This window comes from Streptomyces sp. NPDC088725, assembly GCF_044751305.1.
In the GTDB taxonomy this organism is placed as follows: Bacteria; Actinomycetota; Actinomycetes; order Streptomycetales; family Streptomycetaceae; genus Streptomyces.
Map to the genome: position 1 here is coordinate 391,347 of NZ_JBIVLO010000004.1, position 11,567 is coordinate 402,913.

Sequence of the window (11,567 nt, forward strand, 5' to 3'; positions counted from 1 at the left end):
GAGGACGGGTGTTTCACGTGAAACCAATCGACCCGCGACTGATCCGGTACGCCCGTGCCACCCGGTTCTTCCTGATGGCCGTGGTGGTCCTCGGAGCGGCCGGTGCGGTGCTGGTCATCGCTCAGGCGATGCTGATCGCCGACGTGGTGGTGGGGGCGTTCCAGCGCGGACACGACGGTTCCGAGCTGAGTACTCCCCTGCTGCTGCTCGGTGCGGTCGCCGTCGGGCGCGCTCTGGTCTCCTGGCTCACCGAGCTGGCCGCCCACCGGGCGAGCGCCGCGGTCAAGTCCGAGCTGCGGGGGCGGTTGCTGGCCCGGGCCGCTCTGCTGGGGCCGGGGTGGCTGAGCGGGCAGCGCACCGGGTCACTGGTGGCGCTCGCCACGCGTGGCGTGGACGCTCTGGACGACTACTTCGCGCGCTACCTGCCGCAGCTCGGGCTCGCGGTGGTGGTGCCGGTGGCGGTCCTGGCGCGGATCGTCACCGAGGACTGGGTCTCGGCGGCGGTCATCGTGGTGACCCTGCCACTGATTCCGCTGTTCATGATCCTCATCGGCTGGGCCACCCGGACCAGGATGGACCGTCAGTGGCGCCTGCTCTCCCGGCTGTCGGGGCATTTCCTCGACGTGGTCGCCGGACTGCCCACCCTCAAGGTCTTCGGCCGCGCCAAGGCGCAGGCCGAGTCGATCCGGACGATCACCTCGGAGTACCGGCAGGCGACGCTGCGTACCCTGCGGATCGCCTTCCTGTCGTCCTTCGCGCTGGAGCTGCTGTCGACGCTGTCGGTGGCGCTGGTCGCGGTCGGTATCGGGCTGCGGCTCGTCCACGGCGATCTCGACCTGTACACGGGTCTGGTGGTGCTCGTCCTCGCCCCCGAGGCGTATCTGCCGATCCGGCAGGTGGGCGCCCAGTATCACGCGGCGGCCGAGGGCCTTTCGGCCGCCGAGGAGATCTTCGCGGTGCTGGAGACCGAGCCGCCGGCCGGTGGCACCGGGGAGGTGCCGGGCTCGCCACGGCTGGAGCTGGCCGGGGTGACGGTCCGCCGTCCGGGACGTACGGAACCCTCGCTGGACGCGGCCACGCTGACTGTCGAGCCGGGGGAGACGGTGGCGATCGTCGGACCGAGCGGTGTCGGGAAGACCACGCTGCTCGATGTCGTGCTGGGGTTCGCCCTGCCTGACGAGGGCCGCGTACGGGTCGGCGGACGTGACCTGTCGGCCCTGGACCTGGACCGCTGGCGCGAGCGGATCGCGTGGGTGCCGCAGCGGCCGTACCTCTTCGCGGGAACGATCGCCGAGAACGTACGGCTCGCCAGGCCCGGCGCGGACGACGCGGCGGTGGAGGACGCGCTGCGGGACGCGGGGGCACACGACTTCGTGGCGGCGCTCCCGGAAGGTGCCAACACTGTGCTCGGCGAGGACGGTTCCGGGCTCTCGGCGGGTCAGCGCCAACGGCTCGCGCTGGCCAGGGCGTTCCTCGCCGACCGGCCGCTGCTGCTGCTCGACGAGCCGACGGCGGCGCTCGACGGCGAGACGGAGGCGGGCATCGTCGACGCGGTCGGGCGGCTGGCCGCGGGCAGGACGGTCCTGCTGGTCGTTCACCGGCCGGCGCTGCTGGCGGTCGCGGACCGGGTGATCACCCTGGTGGCGAAGCCGGCCGTGGCGTCGGCAGCGCCGGCGCGGGTTCCGGCCGCGCGTGTGTCCCCGGAGCGCGTCGCCTCCAGGGAACCGGAACCGTCTTCCGGGACTGCCAGGGAGCCTGTGACCTCCGGGGCGTCCGGTGAACCCAGGCATCCGCTCGCGCGGGTGCGGGCCGCCGCAGGGCCGCTGCGGGGGCGCTTCGTCCTGGCGCTGGTGCTGGGCGCTCTCGCCCTCGGCTCCGCCGTCGGCCTCATGGCGGTCTCCGGCTGGCTCATCTCCCGTGCGTCCCAGCATCCTCCGGTCCTGTATCTGATGGTCGCGGTGACGGCGACCCGCGCCTTCGGTATCGGGCGGGCCGTCTTCCGGTACGGAGAACGGCTGGTGTCCCACGACGCCGTGTTCCGGATGCTCGCCGACCTCAGGGTCTCGGTGTACCGGCGGCTCGAACGCGTCGCGCCCGCCGGGCTCCGCAGGGCCAGGCGGGGCGACCTGCTGTCACGGCTCGTCGCCGATGTGGACGCGCTCCAGGACTACTGGCTGCGCTGGCTGCTGCCGGCCGGCGCCGCCGTGCTCGTCGGAGCGGGCGCGGCCGGCTTCACGGCCGTGCTGCTGCCCGAGGCCGGCGCCGTACTGGCGGTGGGGCTGCTCGTGGCCGGCGTCGGCGTACCGCTGGTGACCGGCGCCCGCACCCGGCGCGCGGAGCGGCGGCTCGCACCGGCGCGCGGCCTGCTGGCGGTCGGCGTGGTGGATCTGCTCAGGGGCACCGCCGAACTGACCGTCGCGGGAGCGCTCAAGAACCGGCTGCGGCAGGTGCGCGAGGCCGACAGGACGCTGACCGCCATCGCCTCGCGCGGCGCCACCGCGACCGCGCTCGGCGCCGGGCTCTCCGCCCTGGTCTGCGGGCTCACGGTGACGGCCGCGGCGGTCGTGGGGGTGCAGGCCGTACGGGAGGGCCGGCTCGCGGGAGTCGAGCTGGCAGTCGTCGTCCTGACCCCGCTCGCCGCGTTCGAGGCCGTCACCGGACTGCCGTCGGCCGTGCAGTACCGGCAGCGGGCCAGGCGCGGCGCGGAGCGGGTGTACGAGGTGCTGGACGCGCCCGTCCCCGTACAGGAACCGCAGGCACCTGCCGCCGCTCCCGTATCGCCGTTCCCGCTGGAGGTACGGGGTCTCTCGGCGCGGTACGCGGGGCAGCGGCGGGACGCGCTCAGCGGTTTCGACCTGACCCTGACCGCCGGCAAGCGGGTCGCTGTCGTCGGGCCTTCCGGCTCGGGCAAGACCACCCTCGCGCAGGTGCTGCTGCGCTTCCTGGGCGCGCGGGAGGGCGACTGCCTGCTCGGGGGCACGGACATGGCGACGCTCGACGGTGACACGGTCCGGCGCTTCGTGGGGCTGTGCGCGCAGGACGCACACCTCTTCGACAGCTCCGTACGGGAAAACCTCAGGCTTGCCCGTACGGACGCGACGGAGGACGACCTGCGCGACGCCTTGCGCAGGGCCCGGCTGCTCGACTGGGCCGACCGGTTGCCGCACGGTCTCGACACCCTCGTCGGCGAGCACGGCGCTCAGCTCTCCGGAGGCCAGCGGCAGCGGCTCGCGCTGGCACGGGCGCTGCTCGCCGACTTCCCCGTTCTGGTGCTGGACGAGCCGGCCGAGCACCTGGACCTGGCGACGGCCGACGCGCTGACCGCCGACCTGCTGACGGCCACGGAAGGACGTACGACGCTGCTGATCACCCACCGGCTCCAGGGGCTCGACACGGTGGACGAGGTGATCGTGCTGGACGGAGGCAGGCCCGTACAGCGCGGTGGGTATGCCGAGCTGGCCGCCGAGGAGGGGCCGCTGCGGCGGATGCTGGAGCGCGAGCGGGCGGGTGACCTGCTGGGCCGCCGGTGACCTCGCGGCTGCTGATCCGGCAGCCGTTGACCCCTGCGGTTGCCGATCCCGCAGCCGGCGACCCGGCGCACGATCGGGTGTGGGCGGCCTGCTTCACCTGGCCGACTTTCCCTTGTAAATAGGACTAACTACGCTCAAGTGCATGAAAGCGTCCGAGTCACCCGAGTCCACGGGCCCGGAGCAACCGGATCTGGCGAATCCAGATCCGGTAGAAACGGCCCTGGAGGAGACGGACCCGCTCGAAGCCGCCGCGAGCGCGGCCCGCAATCTCCAGGGCCAGTCCACCGAACTCACCGCGCGCGTACCGCAGCTGCTCGAAGCGCTGCGTTCCGTCGGCATGGGGCTGGAGCTGCACACCACCCTCGACCGGATCTGCGAGACGGCGGCCCAGCTCACCGATGCCCGGTTCGCCGCGATCGGCGTGGTGGACGAGACGGGTGACGGCCTCTCCGACTTCGTGACGTACGGAGCCGACACGGCCACGACCCGGCTGATCGAGGCGCTGTCGGGGAGAAGCGCCGAGGACCTGCCCGGAGCGGGTGAAGGGGTGCCCGGAGGGCCGGCCCGCCACTCGGAACCGTTCGGGCTCGCCGATCTGATGGCGGATCCGCGCTCCGCCGGCCCGCCGCTCGGTCATGCGGCGACCCGGTCGTTCCTCGGTGTCCCCATCCGTGTCCACGGCGCGATCTTCGGCAACCTCTACCTGGCTGAGAAGGGTGACGGCGGGGCGTTCAACGACCAGGACCTGCACATGGTGCGCGTGCTGGCCACCGAAGCCGGGATCGCCATCGGCCATGCCCGGCTGTACGAGGCGGCCAGGCAGCGTGAACGGTGGATCGACGGCTCGGTCGCCGTCACCACGGCCCTGCTCTCCAGCTGGGGCGCCGACGACGCCCTGTCGGTCGTCGCGGAACAGGCCAGCAGGCTCGCGGACTCGGACGCCGGGATCGTCATGCTGCCCAGCGCGGACGGCGGCCTGGAGATCGTCACGGTCTCCGGCGACAACCGTTCGGCCCAGCTCGGCGTCATCGTCCCGGCCGAGAGCCCCATCGTGCGTGCCGTACTCGCGGGCGAATCCGTCTTCGTGGACGACTGCCTCACCGACTCACGCATGATCACCAAGCTGGCGGAAGGCTTCGGGCCCTGCATGCTGCTGCCGCTGCACAGCGACGGCCGGGTACTCGGCGCACTGGTCACGCCTCGGCTGCGCGGCAGGCGCCGCTTCAGCGAGACGGAACGCATCCTCGCCACCCAGTTCGCCTCCCAGGCCGCGCTGGCGCTGATGATGGCCGAGGCGCAGCGCGACCGGGAGCGGCTGGCGGTCCTCGAGGACCGCGACCGGATCGCCCGTGACCTCCATGACCTGGTCATCCAACGGCTGTTCGCCGCCGGCATGATGCTGGAGGGCGCCCAGCGCGGACCGGTCACGAGCGAGACGCACGAGGGCATCGGCAAGGCCGTGGACGAGCTGGACGTCACCATCCAGGAGATCCGCACGGCCATCTTCGCGCTTCAGCAAGGCCCGGCCGAGGCGCCGTCGGCGCTGCGGACCCGCGTCCTGCGGGAGATCAAGATGGCGGCAGTGCCGCTGGGCTTCACGCCGTCCCACCGCTTCGCCGGCCCGGTCGACTCCGCCGTCGGCGAGCTGACCGGGAAGAACGTGATCGCCGCGCTGCGGGAGGCGTTGTCCAACGCGTTCCGGCACGCGCACGCCACCCGTATCGAGGTCGTCGTGGACGCCGGGGCGCGGCTGGCGGACGGCCGGGACGCGGTCCGGGTGACCGTCGCCGACGACGGCGTGGGCATCCCGGAGGGCGGCCGGCGCAGCGGGCTGCGCAACCTCAGGCGGCGGGCCGAGTCGCTGGGCGGATCGAGCACGAGCGAACCGGGCATCGGACCGGACGGCGGCGGTACGACCGTAGTGTGGGAGGCCCCGCTGTAGCGCGGTGGCACCGCTGTGGAGCGGCAGCCCTGCCGTTCGGTGGCACCGCTGTCCGGTGGCCTCGCGGTAGCCCGGTGTTGGGTTCGCGGAGGTCTGTCTACAGTCGCGCCAGGATCTGTTCGATGATCACCGCGACGCCGTCCTCGTTGTTGGTGACGGTACGGCCGGACGCGGCGGCCAGCACATCGGGATGGGCGTTGCCCATCGCGTACGACGTCCCGGCCCAGGACAGCATTTCCAGGTCGTTCGGCATGTCGCCGAAGGCGACGACCTCGTCGGACGAGATGCCGCGTTCGGCGCAGCAGAGCGCGAGCGTGCTCGCCTTGCTGACGCCCAGGCCGCTGACTTCGAGCAGTGCGCTCGGGCTGGAACGGGTGAACTCGGCGCGATCGCCCGCCACCGTACGGGCCAGCGTGAGGAAACCGTCCGGGGTGAGGTCCGGGTGGTACGCGAGCAGCTTCACGACGGGGGCGCCGGATTCACCGGGGGCGCTCGCCGCGGTCGGGTCGGTGGTCGCGTCCGCGTCGTCCTGGAGCAGTTCCTCGGCGGTGTCGATGGTCGCGCCCGGGTCCAGGTCGAAGCGCGGATAGCCGGGCTCGTAGCTGATGCCTGTGGTCAGCTCGACGGCGAAGGTCGTGCCGGGGGCGGCGTCGCGCAGCGCCTGTACGACGTCACGGGCCGCGTCACGCGGCAGAGGACGGACCCTGACGACCTTGCCGCCGTCGTGCAGGTCGGCGACCACGGCGCCGTTGGCGCAGATGGCGAGGCCGTGGCCGTGCACGTGCGCGCTGACGACGTCCATCCAGCGTGGCGGGCGTCCGGTGACGAAGAAGACCTCGACGCCGGCCTTCTCCGCGTTGGCCAGCGCGGCGATCGTACGAGCCGAGACGACCTTGTCGTCGGGCAGCAGCGTGCCGTCCAGGTCCGTGGCGATCAGCCGGGGCCTGGCGGGAAGCGGAGACGCGTCAGTGGAGGTCACCGCGCCATTCTCGCGTACGGGAGCGCACGGGCGTGCGGAGGGGCGCACGTCTGAGAACGCACGCCCCTCCGCCCGGCCCGGCTCACTCAGCTCAGCTGGGCAAGGGCCTCGGTGGCGATCTGCTCGAACACCTTCTCGTCGGCGGCGAAGTCCGAGTCCGGGATCGGGGCGTGGATCACGATCTCCGTGATGCCGAGCGCGAAGTGAGCACCGGCGAAGTCGACGAACGCGTCCAGGGACTCCATCGGGCGTGCGCGGTCCGGCGTGAAACCGGTGAGCAGGACTTTGTCCAGCTCTTCCGGGTCCCGGCCGGCCTGCGCGCAGGCGGCGGCGAGCCGGTCGATCTGTCCGCGGACGGCGTCCCTCGACTGCTCTGGCGTACCGGCCTCGAACAGCTTGGGATCGCCCGTCGTCACCCAGGCCTGACCGTGCTCGGCGGCGAGCTTCAGCCCGCGCGGTCCCGTCGCCGCGACCGCGAACGGGATACGGGGGCGCTGCACGCAGCCCGGGATGTTGCGTGCCTCGTCGGCGGAGTAGAGCGCGCCGCGCTGAGTGACCGAGGGCTCGGTCAGCAGCCGGTCCAGGAGGGGGACGAACTCGGCGAAGTGGTCCGCGCGCTCCCGCGGCGTCCATGGTTCCTGGCCCAGCGCCGTGGCGTCGAAGCCGTTGCCGCCCGCGCCGATCCCGAGCGTGATCCGACCGTTGGACACATCGTCCAGCGTGATCAGGTCCTTGGCGAGGGTCACGGGGTGCCGGAAATTGGGCGAGGTCACCAGGGTGCCGAGGCGGAGGCGGTCGGTGGCCGCCGCTGCCGCCGTGAGCGTGGGGACCGCGCCGAACCAGGGGCCGTCGCGGAAGGTACGCCAGGACAGGTGGTCGTAGGTGTACGCGGTGTGGAAACCGAGCCGTTCGGCCCGTTGCCACTCGTCGCGGCCGCCGTCGGACCAGCGGCGGACGGGAAGAATCACGGTACTCAGACGCATGGCCACGACCCTACGCGGCGGCTCGTCCGCCCCGCACGCCCTCCGGCTGCCGGTGGCAGTTCATCGGGTATTCGGTTATTCAGCCCTCCGGTCGTTCCAGTCATCGGATCAGCGGCTCGGGGGTGGACGTGCGGTGCCAATGGATGTGAATCAGTAGTGGCCGAGAGGTTTAGTCCACAGCCAACTCGCTTTATCCACAGTAAATCTGACAGCTCTGTGGACAACTGGCGCTCGTTCTGACCCATTTGGTCAATATGGCCATTTTGGTTGTGGATTGATGTGCGGGAGCCCAAGGCCCTTGCCTGGGAGGCCCGTTCTGTCGCCCCGGCTCCGAGCACCCCCTCATCTCCTTGCCAGATACTCCACGGCCCTGTGCGGCGAACCTTCCTGTGAGGGGTGGTACGACCGGCGGAAGTAGCGGGGTATCGCCGCTCCGAGCCGACCCCACGTAGGCAACAGCCCTTTCCGTACGGCCAAGTTGTGCGCACGCACTGAGTAGCGCGCCCGGCCCGCGAGTTGAGGATCGTGCCGGATCAGGAAGGCGGCGCCCCAGATCCACATCCACAGCATCACCGGCGCGGCGACCGCCATGGTCCCGATCCGGCGGGCGTACCTCCGCAGCCCGGTTCCTCCGCAGTGCTGGTACATGTCGTAGGCCACGGAGCGGTGTTCGACCTCTTCCGCGCCGTGCCAGCGCAGCAGATCGAGCATGACCTCGTCGGCCCCCGCCGCGTCCAGCGCGTCCGCGTGGAGTATCCAGTCGCCGAGCACCGCGGTGAACTGCTCGATCGCGGCGACGAACGCCAGCCGGTAGGACAGCCACCACCCGGACGGTATCGGTGCCCACCACGGCGGCCGGTCGCCGAGCAGCCGCTCGAAGAGAAAGTCGATGTGCCGGGTGTACGGTCCGGTGTCCAGCCGCTGATCTGCCAGATGGTTCAGGACATACGAGTGCTGCACGCCGTGCGTGGCCTCCTGGCCCATGAAGCCCTTGACGTCCGACAGCAGTTCCGGGTCCGTGATCAGCGGCAGCCCCTCCTTGAAGACCCTGACGAACCAGCGCTCGCCCGCGGGCAGCAGCAGATGCAGCACATTGATGACATGGGTGGCGGTGGGTTCGTCCGGGATCCAGTGCAGCGGCGTCCCGCGCCAGTCGAACGACACCTGACGCGGCACGATGCGGCCGCGCCGCGACGCCCGGCGCTCTTCCCCTCCGCCGGCTTCCACGGGTCTCACAGCGGCGGCTCCACCCTGGCGAGCGCGCGTCGTGTCCTGGGAGCGATGTGGGAGAGCAGACGGGCGCCGCGCGCCTCCGGGGTGACCGGCACGACGGCCTCGTCGCGCACCACCGCGCGCAGTACGGCGTCGGCGACCTTCTCCGGCGGGTAGTCGCGCAGGCCGTACAGCCGGGACGCCTTCCTTCTGCGTCGCTGCTCCTCCGCCGGGGAGACGCCGGTGAAGCGCGCGGTGGTGGTGATGCCGGTGTTGATGAAGCCGGGGCAGATCGCGGAGACCCCGATGCCCTGCCCGGCCAGCTCCGCCCGCAGGCATTCGCTGAGCATCAGCACGGCCGCCTTGGACGTGCTGTACGCGGGCAGCGCCCGGGAAGGCTGATAGGCGGCGGCGGAAGCGGTGTTGACGATATGGCCGCCCTGGCCACGGGCCGCCATCTGCGCGCCGAAGAGCCGGCAGCCGTGGATGACCCCCCACAGGTTGACGTCCAGGACCTTCTTCCAGTCCTCGGCCGTGGTGTCGAGGAAGGCTCCTGACAGCCCGATTCCGGCGTTGTTGACCAGGACGTCGACCACGCCGTATCCGGTGGCCACCTTCTCCGCCAGTTTCTCCATCGCCGCGCCGTCGCCGACATCGGCCACCTCGCCCCATGCCTCGGGCGCACCGAGCAGCCGGGCCAGTTCAGCGGTCTTCGCCGCCCCTTCCGCGTCCAGGTCGACCGCCACGATCCTGGCGCCCGCCTCGGCGAACGCGAGGGCCGTCGCCCGGCCGATCCCGCCTGCCGCGCCGGTGACCAGCACGAGCTGTCCGCCGAAGCGGTCGGCATACCGGCCGCTCGCGCGAACAGCCGCCTCCGCGGCCGCGCTCCCGCCTTCCTGGGCGGTGACGAAGTCGCCTATCCAGGAAGCCAGTTGGTCGGGACGGGTGCGGGGAATCCAGTGCTTTGCGGGCAGTGTGCGCCGGGTCAGCCGCGGAACCCACTGCTCCAGGTCGTCGTACAACCGCTCCGACAGGTACGCGTCGCCGGTCGGAGTGATCAACTGGACCGGAGCGTGCGCGTGGGCGTCCGTACGCGGCCCGCGCATCCGGGCGCGGACGTTGTCACGGTAGAGCCAGGCGCCGTGCGCCGCGTCGCGGGGCAGGGAGGTCGTCGGATACCCGCTGCCGTGGACCTTCTCCAGCCGCCGCAGGATCCCGGGCCACCGCCTGCCGAGCGGCCCGCGCCAGGCCAACTCCGGCAGCACGGGCGTGTGCAGCAGATAGATGTACCAGGACTTGGCTCCCTGGCCCAGCAGTTGGCCGACCGCCCGCGGAGTCGGCCGGGCCGTCCGCCGTCTGATCCAGTGGCCCATATGGTCCAGGGACGGCCCCGACATCGAGGTGAACGAGGCGATACGGCCCTCGGTCCGCGCCACGGTGACGAACTCCCACGACTGGACGGAACCCCAGTCGTGACCGACCAGATGCACAGGCCGGTCCGGGCTCACCGCGTCGGCCACCGCCAGGAAGTCGTCCGTCAGCTTCTCCAGCGTGAAGCCGCCGCGCAGCGGGACCGGCGCCGTCGAACCACCGTGCCCCCGCACGTCGTACAGGACCACATGGAAGCGCTCGGCGAGCCGCCCCGCCACCTCGGACCAGACCTCTTTGCTGTCGGGGTAGCCGTGCACGAGCACGACCGTCGGCCGCGTCACGTCGCCCAACTCCGCCACGCACAGCTCGATCCCGCCCGTCAGGACCCGGCGCTCCCGCGCGCCGCTGAGCCCCGTGCCGGCGCCTACGCCGCTGTCCGTACCGCCTTCCGCCCGGCCTTCCGTGCCGCCGTTCGTGTCCGTACTCACGCGGCCTCCTTCCAGCGCCGCACATGCGGCAGATCGTCATCGAGCCAGTACGCGCTCTGCTCGGGATCCCTGGAGTCGGTGACCACCAGGATCTCCTCGAACTTCGCGCCTGCACCCCGGAATCCGAGGTGGGGTTCGACCGCCCAGAGCCCCGGCGCCGGCGGATGGTCGGAGAAGCTGTACGGGCTCCACAGCGGCGACCACCCTTCCCGGTGGCCGCGCAGGGCGTCGCTCGCCAGGCCCTTGAGCGCCTGGGTGCCGAAACCGAGCACATGAGGCGACCAGCGGCGCTCCTTCACCCGGTCGATCGTGTGCGCGACGAGGCCGAAGGGATACGCGCGGTGCCGGTTGGCATACCCCTGGACAGCCATCAGCCGGTCCACGTCCTCGTAGATCTCGCGCAGCGGGCGCCGTTCGCGCACCTCCCGCAGAATCAACTCGCGATGGGCCTCCAGATCGGCGATCAGCCTGTTCTGCACGGGATGGGGTCCCAGGCTGCCCGAATAGCCCACGTCAGCCGTGAAACCGCGGTGCACCGGCGCCAGATCGAGGATGAAGGGCATTCCCTCCTCCAGCCGGCGGCCGGTGGGAAAGAACTGCGTCGGTATGCGGAAACCCGCGAACGCCGTGCGGTCCCCGAACCACGCGAAAGGCAGATGGAACCAGTCCCGTACGCCCCGGGCACGCAGCCACTCGCGCTGCATCCGCGCCGCCCCGCGCTCCGTCACCCCCGGCCTCAGCCGGGCGGCGACAGCCTCCGCGCAGGCGTACGCGAGGCGCTGCACATCCCTGAAACCCCGCAGTTCCGCGGCCACTTCGGGCCTCACCGCAGACGTCATGCACCCCGCCCCGTCCCGTGTTCGTGTGCGGACCGTATCCGTCACGTGACTCAAGATCCTGACACCCACGAATGTGACAACGCCCGGTGATGGAGTCAAGGGACCGATCTTGCCTGTGGACAACTCCTTCCCCCTACGGGTCCCTACGTCTCCAGGGGGACGCCGATACAGCCGTCAGGTCTGACGCCCTCCGGCACGGACGCGGCTACCGTCGGACCGTGAC

General features: G+C 71.6%; 7 protein-coding genes. 2 read left to right on the forward strand and 5 right to left on the reverse strand.

All coding sequences use genetic code 11. From position 1 onward, the window contains the following. Positions 1-17 precede the first annotated feature (17 nt). Together cydD and ACIP6N_RS11970 are read left to right on the forward strand one after the other, a co-directional pair. A complete protein-coding gene (cydD, locus tag ACIP6N_RS11965) occupies positions 18-3,530 on the forward strand; it encodes a thiol reductant ABC exporter subunit CydD (protein WP_401814891.1) in 3,513 nt (1,170 codons plus the stop codon). Positions 3,531-3,720: 190 nt separating this feature from the next. Beyond that, positions 3,721-5,472: a GAF domain-containing sensor histidine kinase gene (locus ACIP6N_RS11970; protein ID WP_401815237.1), complete on the forward strand. Its 1,752-nt coding sequence runs from the start codon at positions 3,721-3,723 to the stop codon at positions 5,470-5,472. Between the two features lie 97 nt (positions 5,473-5,569). On the opposite strand, the gene ACIP6N_RS11975 is transcribed toward ACIP6N_RS11970, so the two are convergent. The 5 genes from ACIP6N_RS11975 to ACIP6N_RS11995 form a co-directional block, all read right to left on the reverse strand. Beyond that, the gene (locus ACIP6N_RS11975; RefSeq protein WP_401814892.1) at positions 5,570-6,451 is read right to left on the reverse strand and encodes a Cof-type HAD-IIB family hydrolase; all 882 of its coding nucleotides are present in this window, start codon (positions 6,449-6,451) and stop codon (positions 5,570-5,572) included. An 86-nt stretch (positions 6,452-6,537) separates the two neighbouring features. Further along, on the reverse strand, positions 6,538-7,440 hold the full coding sequence (locus ACIP6N_RS11980; RefSeq protein ID WP_401814894.1) for an LLM class flavin-dependent oxidoreductase: 903 nt from the start codon (positions 7,438-7,440) through the stop codon (positions 6,538-6,540). 336 nt (positions 7,441-7,776) lie between these two features. Next, positions 7,777-8,670, reverse strand: a complete 894-nt coding sequence (locus ACIP6N_RS11985) for a metal-dependent hydrolase (protein WP_401814895.1) — start codon at positions 8,668-8,670, stop codon at positions 7,777-7,779. Continuing rightward, the gene (locus tag ACIP6N_RS11990) at positions 8,667-10,400 is read right to left on the reverse strand and encodes an SDR family oxidoreductase (RefSeq protein WP_401815238.1); all 1,734 of its coding nucleotides are present in this window, start codon (positions 10,398-10,400) and stop codon (positions 8,667-8,669) included. The genes ACIP6N_RS11985 and ACIP6N_RS11990 overlap by 4 nt, the downstream gene beginning before the upstream one ends. A 101-nt stretch (positions 10,401-10,501) precedes the next feature. Then, complete coding sequence (locus tag ACIP6N_RS11995) at positions 10,502-11,344, reverse strand: M24 family metallopeptidase (protein WP_401814897.1); 843 nt, start codon at positions 11,342-11,344, stop codon at positions 10,502-10,504. Positions 11,345-11,567: the final 223 nt, after the last annotated feature.

Bases quoted from the DNA above. Each gene is read 5' to 3' on its own strand.
- ACIP6N_RS11995 (WP_401814897.1), bottom strand. From the start codon at position 11,344: ATGACGTCTGCGGTGAGGCCCGAAGTGGCCGCGGAACTGCGGGGTTTC.